Origin of the sequence: Pseudomonas batumici, assembly GCF_000820515.1 — a bacterium.
GTDB lineage: Bacteria > Pseudomonadota > Gammaproteobacteria > Pseudomonadales > Pseudomonadaceae > Aquipseudomonas > Aquipseudomonas batumici.
The window spans coordinates 107,503-131,541 of the sequence record NZ_JXDG01000035.1; the positions used below are offsets into that span (position 1 = coordinate 107,503).

The window sequence follows — 24,039 nt, forward strand, 5'->3', positions numbered from 1 at the left end:
GAAGCCTGTCCGTGCTGGCCGCAGAATGGTGTTCATTTTTCATTTTCAAGGCGACCTTCATGACGCTGGCAACGTTGCTCCTGTTCCTGATCAGCTCGGCGGCGATCATCGCCATGCCCGGCCCGACGGTGCTGCTGGCTTTGCACAATGGTTCCAATCACGGCGTACGGGCGGCGGCCTGGGGCATGGGCGGGGCGGTGCTGGCCGATGCGCTGTTGGTGACGGCGGTGGCCTGTGGCCTGGGGATCCTGCTGCAGGCCAGCGAGACGCTGTTCCAGGCGGTGAAGTGGGTGGGGGCGGCTTATCTGGTCTGGCTGGGCTGGAAAATGCTGCGTTCGACCGGGACCTTGGCCGAACTGCCGGCCCAGCAGGGTTCGAACCGCTCCATCGGTTTGTTCATGCGCTGTTTCGTGGTGGCGCTGACCAATCCCAAGGCGTTGCTGTTCATGTCGGCATTCCTGCCGCAGTTCATCGACAGCACGCAGCCGCAGCTGCCGCAATATGCCGCGCTGGCCGGGGTGCTGACGTTGCTCAATGTCAGCATCATGCTGTTTTACGCGCTGTGCGGCGCGCGCTTGTTGAATCGGTTGCAGGGCGCGCATCTGCGGACGTTCAACCGGATGACCGGTGGCTTGCTGATGACCTTGGGCGGGGTGTTGGCGTTTTATCGGCGCGGCGCTTCGGCCTGACGGGCGGGATTGTTGTTGAGGCCCCTTCGCCGCACCGCCGCGAAGGGGCCAGTAGCCTTGACTAAACCTTCGGATCCTCGTGCTGTTTGAGCGGATGCGCATATTCAGGCTTGAGCTTGCCGTCCTTGTCCAGCAGCCAGGCATCGAGAATCTCCCGCACCACGGGACCGGCCACCCGACCACCGGCCTCACCGTTCTCGATCATCACCGAAATCACGATCTGCGGGTCTTCCGCCGGGGCGAAGCCGACGAACAGGGCGTTGTCGCGATTACGCTCCGCGGTCTTCAGGCGGTCATAGCGCTCGCCCTGCTTGATCGCCACCACCTGCGCCGTGCCGCTCTTGCCGGCGATGCGGTACTGCGCACCCACCGCCGCCGCCCGGGCGATACCGCGCGGATCGTGCATCACCAACTGCATGGCGTAGTTGACCTGCTCCCATTCCTTGGGGTCATGCAGCACGATATTGGGAATCGGGTGCTCGTCCACCGGCGCGACCTGGCCGATGCTCCGGGCCAGGTGCGGGCGATTCCACACGCCCTTGTTGGCGATCAGCGTGGTGGCCTGGGCCAGTTGCAGCGGGGTGACCTGCATGTAGCCCTGGCCGATGCCAAGGATCACCGTCTCGCCGGGGAACCAGGCCTGGCGCCGGGTCATGCGTTTCCACTCGCGTGACGGCATCAGTCCCGGTGCTTCCTCGAACATGTCCAGCGACACCTTCTGCCCGACGCCGAACTTGTTCAGGTAGTCGTGCAGGCGGTCGATGCCCAGCTTGTTCGCTAGGTCATAGAAGTAGGTGTCGTTGGAACGCATGATCGCCGCGTTCAGGTCGACCCAGCCATCGCCGCTGTGGTTCCAGTTGCGGTATTTGTGCTCGACATTGGGCAACTGGAAATAACCGGGATCGAACACCCGGGTGCTGGGGGAAATCACACCGCTGTCGAGGCCGGCGATGGCCACTTCCGGCTTGATGGTCGAGCCGGGCGCGTAGAGCCCGCGCAGGGCCCGGTTGAACAGCGGACGGTCGATGGAGTCGCGCAGGGCCGAATAATCCTTGGCGCGGATCCCGGTGACGAACAGGTTCGGATCGAAGCTTGGCTTGCTGACCATCGCCAACACGTCGCCGGTCTTCGGATCGATGGCCACCACCGAGCCACGGCGGTCGCCCAGGGCCTTCTCGGCGGCTTCCTGCAGATGGACATCCAGGCTCAGGACAATGTTCTTGCCGGGAATCGGATCGGTGTGCTTGAGCACCCGCATCACCCGGCCCTGGGCGTTGGTCTCGACTTCCTCGTAACCGACGTGGCCGTGCAGTTCGTTTTCGTAGAAGCGCTCGATGCCGGTCTTGCCGATGGACTGGGTGCCCCGGTATTCCACCGGGTCCAGCTGCTTGCTTTCCTTTTCGTTGATCCGTCCGACATAGCCCACCGAATGGGCGAAATGATCGCCCAGTGGGTAATGCCGGACGAACTGCGGCTCGACCTCGATGCCCGGCAGCTTGAACTCGTTCACCGCCAGCAGGGCAATCTGCTGTTCGGTCAGTTCGTAGAGCAGGGTGACCGGCTCGAACGGGTGGCGCGACTGCTTGAGGATTTTGGCGAACATCGGCCGGTCTTCTTCCGGCAGATTGAGCACGCTCATCACCGTGTCCAGCACCTGGCCGACGTCACCGGCGCGTTCGCGGGTCAGGGTCATGTTGAAGCTGGGCTGGTTGTCGGCAAGCACTTCGCCGTTACGGTCGAAAATAAACCCGCGTTCAGGCGGGATCGGCAGGACGTGAACGCGGTTGTTTTCCGAGACGGTGGAGTTATAGGAAAACTCGGTGACCTGCAGGAAATACAGGCGGCCAACCAGGCTGCCGGCCAGTGCCAGGACCAGGATGCCGCACGCCAGCAGGCGCTTGTTCACCAGGCGCTTTTCGTTCTCGTGATCCTTGATATGAATGGGATCGGACATCAGGAACCTGTCTTGTGCAAAGAAAATTGAATATGAAAAAGTCTGCTAAGACGAAAGATGCATAGGTGGCTATTTAAATCGGCGCACACGATACCAAGAAGCGCCGGATTTAGGGGCTTTATTGATGGGTAACCGCTAAAAGGTGGGCTCTGGGGAGGGTTCTCAGGCAGGGGCGGTTGTCCATCACAAGCGTTTGGTGACGGTGGATCAGCTCTTCCAGTCATCGGCGACTTTGAGCCAATGCGTTGAGGCTCTTGATGACTCGCCATGGGCATTTTTGCTATAGACGCAAAGCTTGGCCTCTTCCTGCGTGCTGTTCCAACTCGCCAGAAGGACCCACGGTTCACGAGCACGGCGGTGCATTTCGTCATAGCCCTGAGGATCATCGCAATCCACCTGTGAGGCCGGGCCTATTTTCGAATAGATCTGCGCATAAGTGGGCGGTGAAAAGTAGGTGGATGCAAACAGGTTATAAATCGCTGGCTCGGAGACGTTATCGCGTTCGCTGGCGATATCGACGTTCGGCGGTTCATTGCCGTGATCCAGCAAGTCGACCCACATCGATTGATTATTTTTCATGATGCCGTGGAAGGGGGGCTGTTCGGAAGTCTCAACGCCGATGATGCATAACCAATGGCGACCCTTTGTCGTGCCGATTGCCTTATTGATATAGGCATTGTCGGCACTGATAGCCTCACTGTAGCCATGGGGGCTTTCGCAGGGCGATGTCAATGAACGCTCGATTTTGTAGCGATAGAAAGGCGTGCTGATTGAAAACTTCAGATCCCAGGATGGCAGGACGGCTTCCAAGCCTTGATCGGGTTTGGCAGGCAGGAAGTTTTGCCGGTGTTGTGGGGCGATGGCGTCAATATCGTAGACTGGAAATAAGCTGCAACGGGTGATAGAGGGATCAAACTGACCGGATGTAAAACATCCTTGAAGGGACTGAATGGCAGAGCCGTATACCTGCGAGTCACCCATGGCACCATACAGGACCCCCACGATTTTACCCGTCTCGCGCTCCACGATGGGGCCACCGGATGCCCCCCTTCCAATTCTGCGGCACTGAGCATTGAGACTGTTGAGCAGTATCCTCGATTCCCCGTCATTATCGATGTAATCATCCTTTGCGGGTGCCAGCGTACAGAGGGACTGATGCAAGAAATCCCCCCCTGGGGCGCCGATTATCGCAATGGCGCTGCCAGGTTCCGGACGCGAGCCGATACTGAGTGGCTGGATACCCGCGTCGATCAGCTCTGTCAGCGAAGCCTCCAGTTCGATCACGGCAAGGTCGATGCCGCGTACGCTGCTCCAGTTGATTTTTTTCAGTGTGTAGGTTTTTATCTGCTCGATGACATCTCGGAAATAATTGAACTCTATCGTGAAGTCCATAATGTTGTTTGTGAGGATTTTGTCCGTGATGATTCTTTTTTGAGTGCGGCTGACGCAATGTCCAGCGGTGACCAAATAGGCGGGTTGCGCGGTCGCCTCATGGCGATAGCGGGTATCAATCAATGTGGCCGTGCAAGTGCCTGCCAGTCGGCCAACACCGCTCAAATGCCGATTTTCCCCATTTTCATTTTTGAGGGCCAGACGAGGAGGAGTGAAGTTATCTTCTGTTTCAAAGGCGGCGGCATAAAGTGAAAGCGTCAGAAGGTTGATATATAAAGCAAGGCCCGTGGTCAATAATGCACGCATGGTCTATTCCTTTAGGTTTTGCGGTGTGTTCGATATCAGGTGAGCGGTGATTTAAAGCGATCTAAGCACATAGGCTTTTTATGTGTGCAATATATAGTTGTAGGCGCCCCCGTGAACGAAATCATCCCGTGGTCCGTATAGGTAGTTCATTTACCTGAAAGTCTCATATTATGGATGGCCCTGCGTTATGCCTCGGAATGTTCCTCAGCCCCTGGGCGGTCGGGCGGCGTTAGCTGATTGGTACTGCACAGATCAGCCGGAATGGACCTTTCCATTGTCCGTCGCCGACCTTAGCCTCAATGGCGTGATGAGTGCCGATCACCCCTGCCAGGAGCTGACCATGCCGACCCTTGAAACCCTCGAACGCTTTATCGCCCAGGTCGAAGCCAATGCCCACGCCGAAGCGGTCGAAGCCTTCTACACCGCCGACGCCTCCCTGCAGGAGAACCAGGAACCGCCGCGGGTCGGGCGTGACTTCCATGTCGCCAAGGAGCGGGCGGTGATGTCCCGGGCGCGCTCCGTGACCTCGACCTGCGTACGCCCGGCCTTTCTCAATGGCGATCATGTGGCCATTCGCTGGATTTTCCGTTTCGAATGGGCCGACGGCAGCGTCACCCGCCTGGAGGAAATCGCCCACCAGCGTTGGGAGGGCGAGCGTATCGCGCAGGAGCAGTTTTTCTACGATCCGCAACAACGCATACCTGTCCCTCGAGCACTCGATTGAGTGCCACATAGCAGGCTGTCAGCGCGAAGGCGCGGTGCGAGTCGTGTCGCTTGGGTGGTCTAGCCTCTTCGCACAACCATAGAGGTGACTGCGCCGATACCTGCGGAAGAAAGGAGAAACAAGCTGGCTCTTTGCGATCACGCGTGTTTAAGGCAAGATCCGCACTTTTGTTCCAGGAAGGATCCGTCGCATGTCGTCCGCCATACAGCTAGCCGCACAACACATCCGTCAGGGCGTCAGGGCGGCAACCGAAGGACTGATCGGACGCGAACAGCTGGCAGAGCTGATCGTACTGGCCGCCGTGGCCCAGGAGCATTTGCTGGTGGTTGGTCCTCCGGGGACGGCCAAGAGCGCAGTGGTGCGGCGCGTGGCCCAGGCCATGGGCGGGCGCTATTTCGAGTATCTGCTGGGACGCTTCACCGAACCCTCTGAGCTGTTCGGCCCGGTGGACCTGAAGAAACTCCGCGAAGGCACGGTCGAGACCGATGTCAGCGGCATGTTGCCCGAGGCAGACATTGTATTCCTCGATGAGGTCTTCCTGGGGTCGACCGCGATTCTCAACACCTTGCTCGGGGTGCTTAACGAACGTCAGTTCCGGCGCGGGCACACCCGGATCAAGTGCCCGTTGCGAATCTGCGTGGGGGCTGCCAACGGCTTGCCTGACGATGAGGCGCTGGCCGCGTTCGGTGATCGCTTCCTGCTGCACCTGTTTGTCGACGCGGTGCCGGACAACCAGCTTGAAGCCATGCTCAGCGGTGGTTGGCAGTCCGATCGGCTGCCGGTTCGGCAACTGATGAATCTGAGTGAACTGGACACTTTGAGCCAGGCGATGCAGGACGTCGATATGCAGTCGGTCCGACCAGCCCTGGCGAATGCCATTCGACGACTTCGGGCAGCGGGTATCCAGCTGTCCGACCGGCGTATCGTCAAGTCCCAGCGGCTGATTGCCGCTGCCGCCTTGCTCGGCGGCCGCCTGCAGGCCACCGAGGCGGACCTTTGGCCGTTGTTGTACGCACTGGCGACCAAGGAAGCACAACAGCATGGTCGCGAAGTGCTGCGCGAAGTTCTGCAACTGTCGAGCAACAGCAATCTGTTCAGTGCAGTGGAGGAGGCGACCCTGCAACCCTTGTCCCGCGCCAGCCGTCTGCTGGAAGCCGCGCAGCATTGTTTGCTACGGGCATCCTCTGGAGAGGCGCTGGACCCTGCCGAGTCCGAGGCGGTGTTGCGCGAGATCGATGCGAACTTCTCGGCAGACAGTATGCCGCCTGAGTTGCTGGGCTTGAGGGGGCTGCTGGTCAAGCAACTGACGCCTGCGACATGAACCGAGTGCTGCCAATGAGTTGGGGCTGGACGCCCCAATCCGAGCCCGGGCCAGCTGTGGCGGCAGTGGCCTGGGGACTTGTGGCCAGGGATCTGCATGCTCGCCTGTCGGCGATGAGCGCCCAGCAACTCCGGGGCCTGCAAGCGACCGCCAACCGCGATGTGCTGATTGTCAGCGCAGAAGCCTCGCGCTTGCCCTGGGTCGCGGGCGTCGAATATGCCTGCCTTTGTGAACATGCCCCGCAGCTGTGGCGACCGAGTCTCTGGCAGCCGGACTGTGCGATTGATCTGCTGGCCCAGGCACTGACGGCGAAATTCAATCGTCAGCCACTGCTGCTCTGGCATCAGCCGGCAACCTGTGTACCGCTGGATCGATTGCTGCCGGTCAGTGCCGAATGGCTGGCGCGCATCGATGCCTACTGGCGCTAGCGGCATGCCTGGCTTTTTTATTCTTCCACGGACGCTCTGGCGTCCGGCTTCGTAGGTCCTCCATGCAGTTACCCGAATCCTTGCAACCCTGGCGTCAATGGCTGGAGTGGTTTGCCCCTGAACTGGTGCCGACTCTCGGGGCCTTGCTGGGTTGCATCAGCCCGCTGCTGGGGCCCTTCAAGGGAGCACAGCAAGGCGGTGTCCCGGAGCCGGATGGCCTGGGTGACTTGCGCCAGCGTGGCTCCTACGAACGGCTGCTGACCAGCGAGTGGTTGCTGGCCGATGAGTTCGCCGACGAGTTCCTGCGTCGTGCTTCCAGCGGCGAGCATCTGTTTCTCGCGCCCGAGCTTCGCGCAAGGCAGGCCTCACGGCTGATCGTGGTGCTGTTCGATGCCGGTCCACTGCAACTGGGCGGTGCCCGCCTGGTTCACCTGGCGCTGATGATTCTGCTGGCCCGACGAGCGGCCGAGCACGGAGCACAATTTCGCTGGGGTGTCTTGCAGCAGGAGCCCGAGTTGTTCGAGTTGCATTCATCTTCGCAGTTGCGCCGACTGCTCGATGCGCGGACCTATACGGCGGTCACCGAAGTTCACTGGCAGCGATGGCAAGCAGTATTGGCCGAGTCTCCCGAGGCGGCGAGCGAGTGCTGGTTGGTCGGTCAGCGCTTGCCGGCGGCCACGAGTTCCCGGGTCGAGGGCGTGCGCGTTTTGCAGATCCAGCAGGGGCTGTTCGGCGAGGCACTGGAGTTGCAGGTACAGCCCTCGGGGACTGCGCCGATTGTCCTGCCACTACCCGACGCGGCAGCAGGCCAACGCCTGCTCAAGGGTCAGTTTGTGAATGAGGTGTCGGTCGAGGCGCACATCGCCACGTCGGAGCGAATCTCGCTAACCTCGCCGCCGCTGATTTCCAGTGCCGGTACCCATGTCGCGGTCCGCTTGCTGGATGAGCCGGGCCTGTTGGTCTACGCGATCCCTCGGGCGGGGCAGAAAAAAAGCGCCAAGTTCAAACGGCAGCTCTGGCCGCGCGGGGCGACGCCCTTGAGTGTGGTCCTGCAGAATCGCCAGGCCGGCGCGGTCCTGAGTGTTGGCGACCAGTTGCGCTTCTGGCAATTGCCACGCATAGGCGCGGTCAGTCGCCCATCCCGGGAGGAGCTGCTGGCGCCGGTCGGTACGGCAACGCTGCTCCCGGCGGTCTACCTGCGAGACTTCCGTCATAGTCGGCTGTTCATGCTGACGAGCGATCGAACCCTGGCGTTCTGGATGACGCCCAGTGATAAGAGCCTGAATGCGGTTGCTCCCGATATCACTCACTATCTGGATCGGGATGTGCTCGGTATGGCTCGGATCAATGATGAGGTGCTGGTCTATGCCAGTCGCAGTGCCGGCCAGTTGTTTATTCGTCACGTGACCCTCAACGCGACACGGTATGACTCCTACGCACTGGGCGAGGGTAGCGAGGTGACGCAGGTGCTGTTTTCCAGTCTGCCGTTCTGGCGTCGGCGTTTCGGCTCTTGTGCTGTGCAATATGGTCATGGCCGGCGGGAAAACTGGACACTGTTCAGTCACGACAGCCATCCTCAACCGCTGGCCCGTCTCGAACTGGCTCCGGGCTGCAAGGCCATCGGGTTGTTGCATGAAGTCGAGAGCGAGCAGCCTTCGCTGGTGGTCATTGGCAGTGACGAGAAAAGCGTGCTGCTGGTCAAGAGCGGACAGACCCAGGTGCTCTTCACGGCGACCACGAAAATTCTACGGGTCAGCTTCTGTCCGGACTCCACGATATTGGCATTGATCACCGAGGCCCGTGAGTTGCTGGTTTACGCTGTCAGCGAACGGCAGGTACGTCTGAAGGTACAGAGCAACCGCAAGGAGCAGGTCGATGGGTGACATCCTTGAGCTGTCCGTCAAGCGTCCTGGGTTGGTTGGCTGGCAGTCGGTCGGAGCGCTGTGGTTTCCCCGCGACTGGTTCGACGAGGTGACCAGCCAGGTAGGGATTGTCCGGCATTGGCGGCCAGGTGCTCGCGCCTATCGTTTTGCCGACGGTGATGTCCTGTGTTTCAAGGCTGCCGAATCAATGCCCTGCGACCGCCTCAAGCCATGGCCGTTGATCCGTCAGGGGCAGGCTTGGAGTTCGGCGTTGCTTGAGTCGGACGAAATCAGTGCACTGCCGCTGGCGGATCTCTGGTTGATTCGTGGTGCCCGGGTCCAGGCGTTGAACCTGGCCGATGGAATCGAACTACAACCGGGCCAGTGGTTCGATATCGAGCGTTATGCTCTGCTGGAAACCTATGACTGCCGGGAAGCCCTGCCCGAACCAGTGCTGCAAGCCTGGGAATCGCAGGACATTCGCCAAGTGCTGGGGGAGGTGATTCCAGCCCCCAGCGCCGAGCGGGAGGCTGTCGCCAAGGCGTTTAAAACTGCCGGTACCGCCACCCGTCAGGCACCCGTCGCGGCGGTGAAGGTTCCGAAGGTGGTACGAGCGAGCGAGGGGCTGAAGGTCTCGGTTCGTACCTGGCTGTTGTCGGGATTGGTCATGCTGGCGATGCTGATTTCCTATTGGCAGGATGCGGCTCGCCCGGCATCGCTCTCTACCCCCCGATCGCCGCTTCTGAGCGAGTCTTCGGCGGGGGCCGGCTTCAACCCGTCCTTGTTCCTGGGCTGTGTGCTGTTTGTCGCCCTGGTCGTGTGGTTGGTGCGCTTGTCCACCAGGCGACTACGCCAGGGCACGCGCGCGCAGACTCGACAAGGTGCTGTCGCAGCCGCTGCCTCGGTGCCTGAACGCAAGCGGCGAGGTCAGGTCAGGCCGTCACTTTGGCGCCAGTGGTTGGAGCGTATGGCCGTGGCCTCGCAGTTCAACCGTTTACTGGAGCGGCGCCAGGCTGCCTATATGAAGCGCATGCTTGAAATGTTCGAGAGCGGCAATATTGCCGAGGCTCTGCGCCACGCGATTCCACTGGGCAGTGACCAAGCCTGGAACGGGCGGGCCTTTGGCACGCCAAAGCGTCGTGACCACTTGACGGTGGGCCAGGCGCGAGGCCCTGCGGCCAGCCTGGAACTGGCGGACGGGCTCAGGGAGCATCTACGCCGGACCTACCGCCAGACATTCGAACGCCTGGATCGCCAGGGGCGGATCGAAGAAGCGGTTTACGTCCTGGCGGAGCTGCTGCATGTGCGCCAGGAAGCGTTGGACTATCTGGAAAAACACCAGCGCTATCCACAAGCGGCGGAATTGGCACTGACCTGGGACTTGCGACCGGCGATGATTGTCCGGCTGCTGTGTCTGGCAGACGACTGGCAACGAGCCGTACAGGTTGCCCGTCGCGACCGTGCGTTTGCCAACGCGGTCCTGAGTTTGCAGGATCGCTGGCCGGAAGCCGCCGAGCGATTGCGCATCGAGTGGGCCGAGATGTTGGTCGGCCAGGGGGATTGGTTGGAGGCGGTGGAAGTGATCTGGCCGCTGCCAAAGTCCCGCGAACGCGCCCGGCAATGGCTGCTCAGTGCCGAGGCGGCCGGCGGCGGGCTGGCGGCAGCGGCACTGGCCAAGCGGGCGGTACTGCTGCCCGACACCCTGGAGGTCCATGAGCCTTACCTGCGTGCGTTGCGTGACGATCCGCAGCGCGGCAGCGAGCGGGCGGACCTGGCCCGGGAACTGCTCAAGGTTTCTCCCGCAGCGGGCAAGGTGCGGTCGATGGCGGCTGCGATTGTCCATGGGGTGCTGGCGGACCACGCCGGTGGCCATCCGGGGCTCACTCCCAAGGAGCTTGCTGCCCTGGTGAAATTGAGTGGTGATGAACTGTTGAGGCTGGACATGCCCAGTGGGGTGATTGCCCAACAGGGCGTGTCGGACCTGGCGACGGTTATTATTCCCACACCCCACTGGTCGGCGCCCCCACCGGGCAGCTACGCACTGTATGACGCCGTCCCACTGAACGATGAAGGGTATCTGGTGGCACTGGGTGAGTCGGGCGCGGCGATGGTTGACCGCTCCGGCAGCCTGTGCCAGCGCTTCGCCGTGCCTGCGCAGCGCCTGGTCATCAGCAAGAATCGCCGGGTTGCCCTGGCCCTGGTCCGGCGCGATGAGTTGTGGCGTGTCAGCAAACTGGACCTGGTGACCGGTAGTGCCACGGACCTGGGGGTTCTGGCCATGGACTTCTTTGCCAGTACCTTCGAGGGGGTGGCCTGGACCATCGCCACCCGCAAGCAGGTGCGGGTGGTGGATATCGACAAGGAGCTCGCAACGCTCTGGCATGTCAGCGACTTGCCCGGCCCGCTGGTACATTTCGACGCCACGGATATTCAGGAACATTGGTTGCTCCAGCTGGCGGACGGCACTTTCGAACGCTGGAACTACAGCCTGCCCGAGCGCCGCCTGCTGAGTCGCGGTGCTGCGCCCAAGCCGATCCGCGGGGATATTTCATGGCGGTTCTACAGCTTTGGCGAATACCTCGAGTGCTGGTTCGAGGCTCCGGCAGAAGATCAGCAGGAACTGGTGGTCAATGATGAGCAACGGTTGCGGCGTTTTCGCTTTCCCGAGATCACGGAGGATCTGCAGCCTCAGATATTGTCTGACCGACAATGGCTGGTGGTCGGGTTTCGCGTGTCGTTGCAGCGAATGCGCTGGCATTTCATGAACCGTAGCTCGTCGCAGTTGTGTGCCATTCTGGACTGGGGCCAGGGACAGGACGTGGCCGTGCGCCACCACGGGCCGGACTGGATCTTCACTGACTCTGACGGCCGGCTTTTCCATGTCAATGTGATCACCAGTCGGGTTCGAAGCCTGAGCATTCATTGAGGGCTTGCCTGCCCGTGGGGAGCAGGCCACTCTGTTTTTATTCTAACGGCGCTCATTGGCTGATTGGCTCGGCATGCGACGGCAGAGCGTCTAGACTCTATGGCCTCTTCGACACGCGGAGCCACCATGTCCGATTTCACTGAAACGCCGGTACTGTTGTTCTCCTACGGCACCTTGCAGGACAAGGCCGTGCAGCTCTCCAACTTCGGGCGCGAACTGGTGGGCGATGCCGATCGCATGCTCGGCTACGCGCAAGCCTGGGTCGAGATCACCGATCCCCAGGTCCTCGCCACCAGCGGCAAGACCCACCATCCCATCGTGCGCCCCTGCCGCAACCCCGAGGACAGCGTGAGCGGCATGCTGTTCCGGATCACCGCCGAGGAGCTGGCGGCGGCGGATGCCTACGAAGTGTCGGACTACCGGCGGGTCTCGGTCCGACTGGCCTCCGGCCTGGATGCCTGGGTCTATGTAAGCGCCTAGCACAAAGCTTGCGACCTTCGGTGACTACACAAAAGCGGTCATCGACGGGTATGCTTTTGCGGCAAGGTTACAGCTTGATCGAGGGAGCGGATTCATGGACAAAGTCATCGTCATCACCGGCGGCAGTCGTGGTATCGGCGCCGCCACCGCATTGCTCGCCGCGCAGCAGGGGTATCGCATCTGTATCAACTACCTGACGGACGAGCCGGCGGCCCTGCGGGTGCTGGAGCAGGTCCGCGGACTCGGCGCCGTGGCCATTGCCATACGCGCCGATGTCAGTATCGAGGATGAGGTGATCCGCCTGTTCAACCGGGTGGACGCCGAACTGGGACCGGTCACCGCCCTGGTCAACAATGCCGGGACCGTCGGGCAGAAATCCCGGCTCGATGAGATGTCCGAGTTCCGTATCCTGAAAACCCTGAAGACCAACACCCTGGGGCCGATCCTTTGCGCCAAGCACGCGGTGCGGCGCATGTCGCCGCGCCATGGCGGGCAGGGCGGCAACATCGTCAATGTGTCTTCGGCGGCGGCGCGCCTGGGCTCGCCCAACGAATACGTGGACTACGCGGCCTCCAAGGGCGCGCTGGATACCTTCACCCTCGGCTTGTCCAAGGAGTTGGCGGGCGAGGGCATCCGGGTCAATGCCGTGCGCCCCGGCTATATCTACACCGAGTTCCATGCCCTGAGCGGCGATGCCGACCGGGTCAGCAAGCTGGAATCGGCCATTCCCATGGGCCGTGGCGGTCGTGCCGAAGAAGTGGCCGAAGCGATTGTCTGGCTGCTCTCGGACAAGGCCTCCTACGCCACCGGTACCTTCATCGACCTGGCGGGTGGACGCTGAGTCGGTTTTTGTGCCGGGGATGTCGCTCGGGCACATCGACCGGTTGATCGTACGCCCCACACTGTAACGCCGGAGCCAGGGCCTTGCCTGGCTCCGACCGACCGCTACAGGGAACCCCGAATGACCGTTATCTTTCGTCCGGCGCTACGCTCGGACGCCCGCGAGATTGCCCGCCTGTTCCAGATTTCCTCGGAAGGGGCGTCCGATTACATCTGGAGCCAGTTGGCTGAAGGCGCCGAGTCCCTGCTGGATGTCGGCGCGCGGCGCTATGCCCGTGAAGGTGTGGATTTTTCCTATGAGAATTGCCTGATGGCCGAGGCGGATGGCCAGGTCATCGGCATGCTGCACAGTTATCCGATGCTGCATGACCCGGATGCAACGCCGAGCACCGATCCGGTCCTGGCGCCGTATGCCGACCTGGAGATTCCCGACACCCTCTATATTTCCAGCCTGGCCTTGCACGAGGGCTGGCGCAACCAGGGGTTGGGGGCGCGTTTTCTCGAACACGCGCGCCAGCGCTGCCGGGCCCTGCGGCTCAAGGGCCTGAGCCTGATCGACTACGCGATGAATAGCGGTGCCTGCCGTTTCTATCAACGCCATGGCTTCACGATCGTCGGCGAATGCCAGATCGTGCCGCATCCGCTGATCCGGGTGACCGGTGCGGCGTATCTGATGCATTGGCCCCTGGTTGCGGACGTGGCCAACGCCTGAACGCGGTCCCTTTGTAGGAGCTGGCTTGCCAGCGATGGCGGTCGAACAGGCGATGCAAGACTCGCGGGCCTCATCGCTGCGATGCGGCGTCCCGACAAGCCAGCTCCTACAAGGGGGCGTGGTGTTCTTGAGATTGTCGGCTCACTGACCCAGCAACGAGCGCACAATCCGTCCCAGGGTCTCCATGGCCTGTTCCGACACCTCGTTCCACGGGCTGCCGTAATTCAGGCGGATGCAGTTGCGAAAGCGCTGGGTCGGCGAAAAGATCGGTCCCGGGGCGATGCTGATGCCCTGGGCCAGGGCGATCTGGAACAGTTTCAGTGAATCCAGCTGCTCCGGCAGCTCCAGCCACAGGAAATAACCGCCGCTCGGCTGGCTGACCCGGGTCTGCGCCGGGAAGTAGCGGGCAATGGCCGCCAGCATGGCGCTCTGTTGCTCTTCCAGGGCATAGCGCAGCTTGCGCAGGTGGCGGTCGTAGCCGCCGTTTTGCAGATAGTCGGCCAGGGCGGCCTGGGCCGGCATCGAGGCGCACAGCGAGGTCATCAGCTTGAGCCGTTCGACCTTCTGCGCGTAACGTCCCGCCGCCACCCAGCCGATGCGATAACCGGGGGCCAGGCTCTTGGCGAAGGAACCGCAGTGCATCACCAGGCCTTCGGTGTCGAAGGCCTTGGCCGGTTTCGGCGCCTGCTGGCCGTAATAGAGCTCGGCGTAGACATCGTCCTCGATCAGCGGCACCTGATGGTGGCGCAAGAGTTCCACCAGTTCCTGCTTCTTCGCCTCGGGCAGGGTGGCGCCCAGGGGGTTCTGGAAGCTGGTCATGCACCAGCAGGCCTTGATCGGATGGCGTTCCAGGGTCTGGGCCAGCACCCCGAGGTCGATGCCATCGCGCGGATGCACCGGGATTTCCACCGCCTTGAGCTTGAGCCGCTCCAGCACTTGCAGGCAGGCATAGAACGCCGGAGCCTCGATGGCCACCAGGTCGCCGGGCTCGGTGACGGCCTGCAGGCACAGGTTCAGTGCCTCCAGGGCGCCGTTGGTGATCAGCAGTTCCTCCATGGGCAACATCAGCCCACCGACCATGTAGCGCAGGGCGATCTGCCGGCGCAGTTGCGGGTTGCCCGGCGACAGGTCGGTGACCACCATGCGCGGGTCCAGCTCGCGGCCGGCACTGGCCAGGGACCGGGACAGGCGTTGCAGGGGAAACAGCGTCGGGCTCGGGAAGGCCGAGCCGAAGGGCACGGTGGCGGGGTCCTTGATGGAATCCAGCACCGAGAAGACCAGTTCGCTGACATCCACCTCGGTGGACTCGTTGACCTGGCTGCTGATCGCCGGCTCCGAGAACGGGCTCGGCGTGTGGGCGTTGACGAAGTAGCCGGAGCGCGGTCGGGCGCGGATCAGGCCACGGCGCTCCAGCATGTAGTAGGCCTGGAACACGGTGGACGGACTGACGCCGTAGGTCTGGCTGGCATAGCGCACCGATGGCACCCGCTGGCCGGGGCCGAGGACGCCGGTGCGGATCAGTTCAGCGATGTCATCGGCGAATTTTTCGTAGCGTTTCATGGCAGCTCTGGATTTCGAAAACACCGCGTAACCTGTAGGAGCCGCCGGTCGACGCTCGATTGCTGGCGATGAGGCCAGTGAGTCTTGCATCGACCTTGCGGCCGCTATCGCCGGCAAGCCAGCTCCTACAGGGTTCGGTGTTGATGGATCGGCATCGGTGCTCGGGATTCTAGGGCATCAACGGTTCAACGGGGCGACAAAGCGGCTCTTCGCCACGCTGTAGATGCCGGGCTCGTCGCTGTCGACCACCTTGAAGCTGACGGCCTGGGAACTGCTTTTCGGCTTGTCGGTGACCAGCGCCACCGACACCGGCAGGTCGACGATTTCACCCGCCGCCAGGCTCAGCTCGGTCTTGCCCTGCAACTGGAAGCCGTCGCTGTCCACCAGCTCCAGCCGATAGCGCTGGCGCTGCTGGGTCTTGTTGATGATCTTGAGGCTGTAGATGTTCTCGATCTGGCCCAGGCTGTTTTCCCGGAACAGCCCGCGGTCCTTGCTCACGTCCAGCGACACCATGGGCCGTTCCGCCAGGGTCACGGCCAGTGCGCCGATCATGATCAGCAGCACGGCACTGTAGCCGATCAGCCGTGGGCGCAGCAGATGGGTCTTGCCCCCCTGCAACTGGTGCTCGGAGGTGTAGCTCACCAGTCCACGGGCGTAGCCCATCTTGTCCATGATCGAGTCACAGGCATCGATGCAGGCCGCGCAGCCGATGCATTCCATCTGCAGGCCGTCGCGGATGTCGATGCCGGTGGGGCAGACCTGCACGCACATCTGGCAGTCGATGCAGTCCCCCAGGCCGACGCTGGCCGGGGCCACGTCGCGTTTACGCGGACCACGGTTCTCGCCACGGGCGGCATCGTAGGAAATGGTCAGGGTGTCCTTGTCGAACATCACGCTCTGGAAGCGCGCATAGGGGCACATGTGCATGCACACCGCTTCACGCAGCCAGCCGGCGTTGATATAGGTGGCCGCGGTGAAAAACAGTATCCAGAACAGGCTGACGCCGCCGAGTTGCAGGGTCATCAGCTCCTGGGCCAACGGACGGATCGGAGTGAAGTAGCCGACGAAGGTCAGCCCGGTCAGCAGGCTGATGCCCAGCCACAACGTATGTTTGGCGGCGCGTCGGGCCAGTTTGTTCGGACCCCAGGGTGCGGCTTGCAGCTTGATGCGCTGGTTGCGTTCGCCCTCTGTGACTTTCTCGCACCACATGAACAGCCAGGTCCACGAACTTTGCGGGCAGGTATAGCCGCACCAGACCCGTCCGGCGAACACGGTGATGGCGAACAGGCCGAAGGCACAGATGATCAGCAGCGCCGAGAGCAGGATGAAGTCCTGGGGCCAGAAGGTCGCGCCGAAGATATGGAAGCGGCTTTCGGCCAGGTCCCAGAGCACCGCCTGGCGTCCGCCCCAGTTCAGCCATACCGTGCCGAAGAACAGCAGGAACAGAAAGCCCGCGCCGCCCAGGCGCAGGTTGCGGAACAGCCCGGTGAAGCTGCGGGTGTGGATCAGCTGGTCGGTGGACCGGGTCTTCGTCCTTGGACGCGAAGGTTCGAAGGTTTCAACTATCTGGACGGGGATTCTCTCGCTCATGGTCTGTCGCTCGTCAGCCTCCATCAGGCCTGGGCACTATGCCGGGCGAACTGTTTGCATAACAGGCTCAGGTATTTTAATAAAAAGCGGATCAGATGAACGCGTGCGGGCCCCTGCGACAGGTTGTCCTACCTCGCGCCAATCCCGGCTGTCGTGCCCTGCGACGCCTGGCGCAAATGCCGGGCGGCGGCGCTGATACAGGTCAATCAAATCACCGAATCACCGTGGCCGGCGTTCACATGACGGCACTGGCCGGGCGGTGGAGGCGCATTTTGCCTTGCTCCGGGGCACAGGTCTGGTTCGAGTGTTCGATATGCACGGACTTGGTGCTCTCCCTATCTTCAGGGCGCGCGCGTTCGGGGACTCGTGCGGCTGAAGCGACATTCCCGTCTATGCTTGAGGTGCGGCGCGGCCGAGCACGGTCAAGGACACCAGCGCCGGAGCAAGACGCTCGGCAGTCGGATGGAACAGGCTTTGCAATCGCTTTCAGCCTGGAGAGGGCCGCGTCTGAACGTGTCTATGGGGCGGAAAATCGCCCGGCCTGGCTCAGCGTGCCGTTGCACGACCTGAGCGGGTTGTTGAGTGAGGGAAAACCTTGTCCGGTGGAGAGCAGTGATGAGTTTGAGCAAGGAACAAGGTAAGCCCGGAAACCGCGCATTGCCCGACAGGAAGGATATCGAGGCCCTGGTACGGGCCGAACACCAGGACCCATTTGCCATCCTCGGTCCCCACGGCGACGGTGACGGCGGTCAATATATCCGCGCCTTTCTGCCGGGCGCCCTGGGCGTCCAGGCGCTGGCCCACGACGGCGACCAGGTGTTGGGCAGCCTCGACGCTACCGAGGTGCCGGGGCTGTTTGTCGGTCACTTCGAGCATCGCCGGCCCTATCGGTTGCGCATCCAGTGGGCTGCGGGGGAGCAGGTCTGCGAGGATCCCTACAGCTTCGGACCGTTGCTGGGGGAGATGGACCTCTACCTGTTCGCCGAAGGTAACCATCGCGACCTCAGCAGTTGCCTGGGGGCCCAGGTGACCCGGGTCGAGGGTATCGACGGCGTGCGCTTCGCGGTCTGGGCGCCGAATGCCCGGCGGGTCTCGGTGGTCGGCGACTTCAATGCCTGGGACGGGCGTCGGCATCCGATGCGCTTGCGCCATCCCAGCGGTGTCTGGGAAATCTTCATTCCTCGCCTGTGTCCGGGGGAGGCCTACAAGTACGAGATTCTCGGCAGGGACGCGATCCTGCCGCTCAAGGCCGATCCCGTGGCCCTGGCCACCCAACTGCCGCCGGACACCGCTTCGCGTGTCGCCGCGCCCTTGCGGATCGACTGGCAGGACCAGGCCTGGATGCAGTCGCGTGGCGAACGGCAACGGCATGCGGCGCCGCTGTCGATCTATGAACTGCATGCCGGTTCCTGGCAGTGCGAGATCGATGAAGTCGGCGAGGTGTCACGGCAATACAGCTGGAGCGAACTGGCCGAGCGACTGATTCCCTATGTCCGGCAACTGGGCTTCACCCATATCGAGCTGATGCCGATCATGGAGCATCCGTTCGGCGGCTCCTGGGGTTACCAGCCGCTGTCGCAGTTCGCGCCGAGTGCGCGCTATGGCAGCGCGGACGACTTCGCGGCGTTTGTCGATGCCTGCCACCAGGCCGAGATCGGCGTGATCCTCGACTGGGTGCCGGCGCATTTTCCCACCGATACCCACGGCCTGGCGCAGTTCGACGGCACCGCCTTGTACGAGTACGGCAACCCGCTGGAGGGTTTCCACCAGGACTGGGACACGCTGATCTACAACCTCGGCCGCACCGAGGTGCATGGCTTCATGCTGGCCTCGGCGCTGCACTGGCTCAAGCATTTCCATGTCGACGGCCTGCGGGTGGATGCAGTGGCGTCGATGCTGTATCGCGACTATTCGCGCAACGCCGGTGAGTGGGTGCCGAACCGCCATGGCGGTCGGGAAAACCTGGAGGCCATCGACTTCCTGCGTCATCTCAACGACGTGGTGGCCCTGGAGGCCCCGGGTGCCCTGGTGATTGCCGAGGAATCCACGGCCTGGCCGGGCGTGAGCCAGGGGACCGAGCAAGGCGGGCTGGGGTTCGCCTATAAATGGAACATGGGCTGGATGCACGATTCGCTGCACTACATCCAGCAGGACCCGGTGTACCGCGCCCATCATCACAACGAACTGAGTTTCGGCCTGGTGTATGCCTGGTCCGAGCGCTTCATCCTGCCGATTTCCCATGACGAAGTGGTGCACGGCAAACATTCGCTGATCGACAAGATGCCCGGCGACCGTTGGCAGAAGTTCGCCAACCTGCGCGCCTACCTGAGTTTCATGTGGGCGCACCCGGGCAAGAAGCTGCTGTTCATGGGCTGCGAGTTCGGCCAGTGGCGCGAGTGGGATCATGACCAGCAACTGGACTGGTACCTGCTGCAATACTCCGAGCACCTTGGCGTGCAGAAGCTGGTGAGCGATCTCAACCAACTCTACCGCGACGAGCCGGCGCTGTACGACCAGGACGATGTGCCCCAGGGGTTCCAATGGTTGATTGGCGATGACGCGACCAACAGCGTCTATGCCTGGGTGCGCTGGAGCCGGGAAGGGCGACCGCTGCTGGTGGTCGCCAACTTCACCCCGGTGCCGCGCGAGGCTTATCGGATCGGGGTGCCGTTTGCCGGGCAGTGGAAGGAAGTCATCAACAGCGATGCGGCGATGTATGCCGGCTCCAACTATGGCAATGGCGGCGCGGTCTTCACCGAAGACCACGCCAGCCACGGTCAGGCCACGTCGCTGCTGCTGAACCTGCCGCCGCTGGCGGTGTTGATGTTGCGGCCGGAGGAGTAGCTACCAGCGCATCCGCACCCCGATGTTGCCGATGAGGCCACTCAGGCCATTGTCAGGGGAGGTGCCGCTGTAATCCCCGCTGATATACAGGCTGAGCGTCGGGGACACCCTGGCCACCAGGCCCAGACCCAGCTCCACGGTGGGGCTGTTGCGACCACTGGTGAGCTTGTCGACCGGCTCCAGGCTCAGGGTGTTGCCGCTGCCGAACGCGTACCAGAGGTTGGTCCGCAGGTAGGGTTCCAGCGGCAGGCCGTTCACTTCATAGCTGCCCTGGAGGCGGGCGCCTATGCGGCCGCTCCACTGCGACTGGTCGCTGGAGGTATTCGCCTGCCCGAGCGTGTCCAGGCTGCCTTGCTGGTTGACCACCTGGGCCTGGGGCTCGATGACCCAGTACTTGCCCAACCCGATCGGGAAACCGCCCTGCAGCGAAAACGTCGTTTGCCGGGAGGCCGCGCCTTGCAGGGTGCCCTGGTCGGAGCGGCTGTAGATCGTACTCTGGCTGTTCATGGCAGTCAGGTTGACGTGCCAGCCCTGTTGTCCGGTCAGGCTCCAGAATGCCCCGAGATTATTGCCTTGGGGGCTCAGGCCGTCCGTACGCGGATCGCGGGGCGCCGTGACGAACGCGTCAGTCTGGTCCAGGGCGCCGCTGTGTCCGGTAAAGACCCCGGCCTGCAATGTCTGGCCATCGCTGTGATTGCTGTAAAGACTGGGAATGACCAGCAGGTCGCCAAAGGCGCCGGTAAACTTCGGATCGAAGTTGCCGGCCTCACCTTGGCCCAGTGCACGGTCGTGGAAACGTACCGCCGGATCGGTCGCGCCGCTGTCCGGGGTAATGCCGGCGAGTCGCCAGCCGGGCAATTGACCGCTGTTGTCCAGTATTGGTTGTCGACCGGGAGATAATGGCGAAGGCGTGTCGTCACGGTACCAGGGTTGGAGGTCTTCTTCGGAGGGCGCCGCCTGGATTTCAAGGGCGGAGCACAGCAAAAAGGCAGTCGAGATCGTATAAACCGTCATCCTCAGGTTGGGGTGGGCCATGAGCGTGTTCATCGGGTGTTCCTTGCTGTCGCATAGATACCTGCATTGGTGTCTCTCCTGCCCCCGAACGAGGGACGGCCGAAATCATCGAGGCAAGCCTCCGGCGACCCGCTCTGGCGGGCTCCGAGGGCTGGCCCCTTGGGTTTTAAAACCGGGGGTAGTCACTTCTAGCTAAGGAGAGCTACAGGTCGGCGTCAAGGAAGTAACGCACAAATAGATCTGTTTGATTAGGCTTTGCAAGTGATTGATCAATCGGCTATTTGGTTTATTCAGGCTGGATCTGAGCGAGTCTGGAAAGCAGGGGCTTGGCCCCCAGGTCTTTCAGATGAACACCAGCTCGAACGGCTGTCGCGCCCGTTCGAGCAGGGCCGGTACCAGGGCCGGCGGCAGCCCCAGTTTCGGGTCGCCTTGCAGGTGGCTGTGGTAGGCATGCGCGGCATGCAGCTTGCGGGCGATGCCCCAGGTATCGAGCCGGATCTTGCGGGCCCGGTGCCAGGGGATCAGGCCTTCGTCGCGCAACGGCCGGAACCAGGTATGCACGGGGATTTCCAGCAGCGTTGCGCCGCTGGCGGCACAGGCCTGGGCGGCGGCCCGGCCGACGCTGTCATGATCGGCAATCCCGTCTTCGCGCCAGGTGGTCAGCACCACGTCGTCCGGGCGCAGGTAGCGCCGCAGGAATTGACTCAAGGGCTGCTCCTGCTGCTCCAGTGCGCCGTGGCGAAAGCCGCCGCGAATCCATTTCAGCCGGTGCAGTTCCAGGCCCAGGCGCCGCAAGGCTTCGGCACTTTCCTGGGGGCAAACCACGCTCAGGCGGCTTGAAGGCCAGAGGGTCGAGCCGGGGTAGAGGGCGCTGCCATCGGTAATGGAGATCAGCAGCAGCGGGTGTTCGAGGGCGGCGAGCATTTGCAGCAGGCCGCCGCAGCAATGCACTTCGTCACCGGGATGGGGGGCGATCACCACCACCCGGGCGCCAGGTTGGATCAGGCGGTGCAGGCCTACGGTCGGGACACGGGCCAACTGCCGCGAGTTCCAGATCAGCGGTGCAACTTCGTTGCGTGCAGCTTGGATTCTCATGATGTTTGTCACTTCCTTGTGTGGACATGCATGCACCCTCCATCAATCCTGATGCGTCCGGTACCGCGTGGCAACCGGGTAGTGCGCGAGTGAGTATCGCCCATATGACTCGAAATGCGACTTTTATTGCTGAAGAAACGTCAGGTTTTTTCGTCACGCCATAGTTCGAACATCACCAGCGAACGTCCGGTGAGGGTGTATTCACGGGTGAAGGCGAACCGCTCCTGGCCCTTGACCCGCGGGTCGTTGGTGTCGATCACGCAGCGCCAGTCGATGCCTTGCGGCACGGGCGGCAAGCGGAAATTGACCCCGTCGTGGTGGGCATTGACCGCCAGCAACAAGGTCGCATCGTCGCCGCTGCGGGTAATGCCGCAGGCCCGCGCCCGCCCGTCGAGCAACATGCCCAGGCAGCGGCCGTGGCCGTCATGCCAGTGTTCGGTGGTCATTTCGTGGCCGTCCGGCGTCAGCCAGGTAACGTCCTTGCTCCCCAGTTGTTCGTTGTAGTCGCCGACCAGGAAACACCCGCGCCGCAGGATCGGATAGGCCAGGCGCAGCTTGACCAGGCGCTTGACGAACTCGAGCAGCGACTGGCCGTCGTCGTCCAGCGCCCAGTTGACCCAGCCGATTTCGCCGTCCTGGCAGTAGGCGTTGTTGTTGCCGTGCTGGGTGCGGGCGAACTCGTCGCCGGCGACGATCATCGGCGTGCCCTGGGCCAGCAGCAGGGTGGCGAAGAAGTTGCGCATCTGGCGCAGGCGCAGGGCATTGATCGCCGGGTCGTCCGTCGGCCCTTCGACGCCGTGGTTCCAGGACAGGTTGTGGTTGCTGCCGTCCTGGTTGTTTTCGTCGTTGGCTTCGTTGTGCTTGTGGTTGTACGACACCAGGTCGCGCAGGGTGAAACCGTCATGGGCGGTGATGAAGTTGACCGAGGTGTAGGGGCGTCGACCGCGCCGGTCGAACAGGTCGGCGGAGGCGGTCATGCGCTTGGCGAAGTCGGCGAGCTGGCCGTCGTCACCTCTCCAGAACGCCCGCGCGGTGTCGCGGAAACGGTCGTTCCACTCGGCCCAGCCCGGCGGGAAACCGCCCACCTGATAGCCGCCGGGACCGCAGTCCCAGGGTTCGGCGATGAGCTTGAGCTGGCGCAGCACCGGGTCCTGGCGGCAGGCGACAAGGAAACTGTGACGTTCGTTGAAACCGTCGCGGTAGCGCCCGAGGATGGTCGCGAGGTCGAAGCGGAACCCGTCCACGCGCATGTCCGTGGCCCAGTAGCGCAGCGAATCGGTGACCATCTGCAGCACGCTGGGATGGCTCAGGTCCAGGGTGTTGCCGGTGCCCGAGTCGTTCATGTAGAAGCGTTTGTCGTCGGGCATCAGGCGATAGTAGGAGGCGTTGTCGATGCCGCGCATGGACAGCGTCGGACCCAGCTCGTTGCCTTCGCCTGTGTGGTTGTAGACCACGTCGAGGATCAGTTCCAGGCCGGCTTCGTGCAGGCGCGCGACCATGTCCTTGAATTCGGCGATCTTGCCGCTGGCCAGGTAGCGCGGGTCGGGGGCGAAGAAGGCGATGCTGTTGTAGCCCCAGTAGTTGCTCATGCCTTTGGGCAACAGGTGCTGGTCGTCGACGAAGGCGTGGATCGGCAGCAGCTCCACCGAGGACACCCCGAGTGTGCGGATATGTTCCAGCACCTCGTCGACCATCAGCCCGGCGAAGGTGCCGCGCAGTGCGTCCGGCACCGCGGGGTGGCGCATGCTGAAGCCGCGCACATGGGTTTCATAGAGCAGGGTGCGGTCCCAGGGGACCTTGACCCGCTGGTCGTGGCCCCAGCTGTGGGCCGGGTCGATGACCTTGCTCTTGGGGACGAAGGGCGCACTGTCGCGCTCGTCGAAACTGAGGTCGGCATCGGGGTGGCCGAGGGTGTAGCCGAACAGCGCCTCGGACCATTTCAACTGGCCGACCAACTGCTTGGCGTAGGGGTCGATCAGCAGTTTGTTGGGGTTGAAACGGTGGCCGTTGCGCGGGTCGTAGGGGCCGTGTACCCGGTAGCCGTAGATCAGCCCGGGGAGGGCATCAGGCAGGTAGCCGTGGTAGATCTCGTCGGTGTACTCGGGCAGTTCGATGCGTTCGAGTTCCACTTCGCCGCTGGCGTCGAACAGGCACAGTTCGACCCGGGTGGCGTTGGCGGAAAACAGCGCGAAATTGACCCCCAGGCCATCCCAGGTAGCACCGAGCGGGAAGGGCAGGCCTTCGCGGATTCGCGAGGCCTGGGCTTTGGGTGTGGGTTCGGGACTTCTCGGCTTGGTCATTG

Annotated in this window: 17 protein-coding genes; 10 read left to right on the forward strand and 7 right to left on the reverse strand. The window is 62.7% G+C overall.

Annotated features, from left to right (window positions below):
- Positions 1–59: 59 nt before the first annotated feature.
- Positions 60–689 (forward strand): LysE family translocator, encoded by a 630-nt coding sequence (locus UCMB321_RS13615; protein WP_040067613.1) that lies wholly within the window; start codon positions 60–62, stop codon positions 687–689.
- A gap of 61 nt (positions 690–750) precedes the next feature.
- Here UCMB321_RS13615 and mrdA read toward each other — a convergent pair whose 3' ends face one another.
- Together mrdA and UCMB321_RS13625 are read right to left on the reverse strand one after the other, a co-directional pair.
- Positions 751–2,643, reverse strand: a complete 1,893-nt coding sequence (gene mrdA / locus UCMB321_RS13620; RefSeq protein WP_040067516.1) for a penicillin-binding protein 2 — start codon at positions 2,641–2,643, stop codon at positions 751–753.
- 207 nt (positions 2,644–2,850) lie between these two features.
- Positions 2,851–4,341 (reverse strand): trypsin-like serine peptidase, encoded by a 1,491-nt coding sequence (locus UCMB321_RS13625; protein WP_040067518.1) that lies wholly within the window; start codon positions 4,339–4,341, stop codon positions 2,851–2,853.
- A gap of 274 nt (positions 4,342–4,615) precedes the next feature.
- Here UCMB321_RS13625 and UCMB321_RS13630 point away from each other — a divergent pair, with 274 nt between their 5' ends.
- The 8 genes from UCMB321_RS13630 (at position 4,616) to UCMB321_RS13665 (ending at position 13,634) form a co-directional block, all read left to right on the forward strand.
- Entirely contained in the window at positions 4,616–5,065 is a 450-nt protein-coding gene (locus tag UCMB321_RS13630) for a nuclear transport factor 2 family protein (protein ID WP_209437169.1), read from the forward strand.
- Between the two features lie 190 nt (positions 5,066–5,255).
- Positions 5,256–6,386 carry an AAA family ATPase gene (locus UCMB321_RS13635; protein WP_040067520.1) on the forward strand — a complete coding sequence of 377 codons (1,131 nt, stop codon included), beginning with the start codon at positions 5,256–5,258 and terminating at the stop codon, positions 6,384–6,386.
- A gap of 14 nt (positions 6,387–6,400) precedes the next feature.
- Positions 6,401–6,814, forward strand: coding sequence for a bpX5 domain-containing protein (locus UCMB321_RS13640; protein WP_040067522.1), 414 nt, complete (start codon positions 6,401–6,403; stop codon positions 6,812–6,814).
- A gap of 62 nt (positions 6,815–6,876) precedes the next feature.
- Positions 6,877–8,697, forward strand: a complete 1,821-nt coding sequence (locus UCMB321_RS13645; RefSeq protein WP_040067524.1) for a hypothetical protein — start codon at positions 6,877–6,879, stop codon at positions 8,695–8,697.
- On the forward strand, positions 8,690–11,602 hold the full coding sequence (locus tag UCMB321_RS13650; RefSeq protein WP_040067526.1) for a bpX6 domain-containing protein: 2,913 nt from the start codon (positions 8,690–8,692) through the stop codon (positions 11,600–11,602). The genes UCMB321_RS13645 and UCMB321_RS13650 overlap by 8 nt, the downstream gene beginning before the upstream one ends.
- A gap of 126 nt (positions 11,603–11,728) precedes the next feature.
- Complete coding sequence (locus tag UCMB321_RS13655; RefSeq protein WP_040067528.1) at positions 11,729–12,082, forward strand: gamma-glutamylcyclotransferase family protein; 354 nt, start codon at positions 11,729–11,731, stop codon at positions 12,080–12,082.
- A 94-nt stretch (positions 12,083–12,176) separates the two neighbouring features.
- Positions 12,177–12,923 (forward strand): SDR family oxidoreductase, encoded by a 747-nt coding sequence (locus tag UCMB321_RS13660; protein WP_040067530.1) that lies wholly within the window; start codon positions 12,177–12,179, stop codon positions 12,921–12,923.
- A gap of 120 nt (positions 12,924–13,043) precedes the next feature.
- Positions 13,044–13,634, forward strand: a complete 591-nt coding sequence (locus UCMB321_RS13665) for a GNAT family N-acetyltransferase (RefSeq protein WP_040067533.1) — start codon at positions 13,044–13,046, stop codon at positions 13,632–13,634.
- Between the two features lie 141 nt (positions 13,635–13,775).
- On the opposite strand, the gene mapR is transcribed toward UCMB321_RS13665, so the two are convergent.
- Positions 13,776–15,194 carry a GntR family transcriptional regulator MpaR gene (mapR, locus tag UCMB321_RS13670; RefSeq protein WP_040067535.1) on the reverse strand — a complete coding sequence of 473 codons (1,419 nt, stop codon included), beginning with the start codon at positions 15,192–15,194 and terminating at the stop codon, positions 13,776–13,778.
- Between the two features lie 177 nt (positions 15,195–15,371).
- Positions 15,372–16,784 carry a cytochrome c oxidase accessory protein CcoG gene (gene ccoG / locus UCMB321_RS13675; RefSeq protein ID WP_040067537.1) on the reverse strand — a complete coding sequence of 471 codons (1,413 nt, stop codon included), beginning with the start codon at positions 16,782–16,784 and terminating at the stop codon, positions 15,372–15,374.
- 615 nt (positions 16,785–17,399) lie between these two features.
- Here ccoG and glgB point away from each other — a divergent pair.
- Positions 17,400–19,628, forward strand: coding sequence for a 1,4-alpha-glucan branching protein GlgB (gene glgB, locus UCMB321_RS13680; protein WP_040067540.1), 2,229 nt, complete (start codon positions 17,400–17,402; stop codon positions 19,626–19,628).
- On the opposite strand, the gene UCMB321_RS13685 is transcribed toward glgB, so the two are convergent.
- The 3 genes from UCMB321_RS13685 to glgX all read right to left on the reverse strand — a co-directional run bounded on the left by UCMB321_RS13685 (position 19,629) and on the right by glgX (position 24,037).
- Positions 19,629–20,675, reverse strand: a complete 1,047-nt coding sequence (locus UCMB321_RS13685) for an autotransporter domain-containing protein (protein ID WP_040067542.1) — start codon at positions 20,673–20,675, stop codon at positions 19,629–19,631.
- Positions 20,676–20,984: 309 nt separating this feature from the next.
- The gene (locus UCMB321_RS13690; RefSeq protein ID WP_052451187.1) at positions 20,985–21,737 is read right to left on the reverse strand and encodes a PIG-L family deacetylase; all 753 of its coding nucleotides are present in this window, start codon (positions 21,735–21,737) and stop codon (positions 20,985–20,987) included.
- 140 nt (positions 21,738–21,877) lie between these two features.
- Positions 21,878–24,037, reverse strand: coding sequence for a glycogen debranching protein GlgX (glgX, locus tag UCMB321_RS13695; protein WP_040067544.1), 2,160 nt, complete (start codon positions 24,035–24,037; stop codon positions 21,878–21,880).
- Between the last annotated feature and the right edge of the window lie 2 nt (positions 24,038–24,039).

Excerpts from the sequence above, each read along its gene's own strand:
- UCMB321_RS13615 (WP_040067613.1), top strand. The coding sequence starts at position 60 with ATGACGCTGGCAACGTTGCTCCTGTTCCTGATCAGCTCGGCGGCGATC.
- mrdA (WP_040067516.1), bottom strand. The coding sequence starts at position 2,643 with ATGTCCGATCCCATTCATATCAAGGATCACGAGAACGAAAAGCGCCTG.
- UCMB321_RS13625 (WP_040067518.1), bottom strand. The coding sequence starts at position 4,341 with ATGCGTGCATTATTGACCACGGGCCTTGCTTTATATATCAACCTTCTG.
- UCMB321_RS13635 (WP_040067520.1), top strand. The coding sequence starts at position 5,256 with ATGTCGTCCGCCATACAGCTAGCCGCACAACACATCCGTCAGGGCGTC.
- UCMB321_RS13640 (WP_040067522.1), top strand. The coding sequence starts at position 6,401 with ATGAGTTGGGGCTGGACGCCCCAATCCGAGCCCGGGCCAGCTGTGGCG.
- UCMB321_RS13645 (WP_040067524.1), top strand. The coding sequence starts at position 6,877 with ATGCAGTTACCCGAATCCTTGCAACCCTGGCGTCAATGGCTGGAGTGG.
- UCMB321_RS13650 (WP_040067526.1), top strand. The coding sequence starts at position 8,690 with ATGGGTGACATCCTTGAGCTGTCCGTCAAGCGTCCTGGGTTGGTTGGC.
- UCMB321_RS13655 (WP_040067528.1), top strand. The coding sequence starts at position 11,729 with ATGTCCGATTTCACTGAAACGCCGGTACTGTTGTTCTCCTACGGCACC.
- UCMB321_RS13660 (WP_040067530.1), top strand. The coding sequence starts at position 12,177 with ATGGACAAAGTCATCGTCATCACCGGCGGCAGTCGTGGTATCGGCGCC.
- UCMB321_RS13665 (WP_040067533.1), top strand. The coding sequence starts at position 13,044 with ATGACCGTTATCTTTCGTCCGGCGCTACGCTCGGACGCCCGCGAGATT.
- mapR (WP_040067535.1), bottom strand. The coding sequence starts at position 15,194 with ATGAAACGCTACGAAAAATTCGCCGATGACATCGCTGAACTGATCCGC.
- ccoG (WP_040067537.1), bottom strand. The coding sequence starts at position 16,784 with ATGAGCGAGAGAATCCCCGTCCAGATAGTTGAAACCTTCGAACCTTCG.
- glgB (WP_040067540.1), top strand. The coding sequence starts at position 17,400 with ATGAGTTTGAGCAAGGAACAAGGTAAGCCCGGAAACCGCGCATTGCCC.
- UCMB321_RS13685 (WP_040067542.1), bottom strand. The coding sequence starts at position 20,675 with ATGAACACGCTCATGGCCCACCCCAACCTGAGGATGACGGTTTATACG.
- UCMB321_RS13690 (WP_052451187.1), bottom strand. The coding sequence starts at position 21,737 with ATGAGAATCCAAGCTGCACGCAACGAAGTTGCACCGCTGATCTGGAAC.
- glgX (WP_040067544.1), bottom strand. The coding sequence starts at position 24,037 with ATGACCAAGCCGAGAAGTCCCGAACCCACACCCAAAGCCCAGGCCTCG.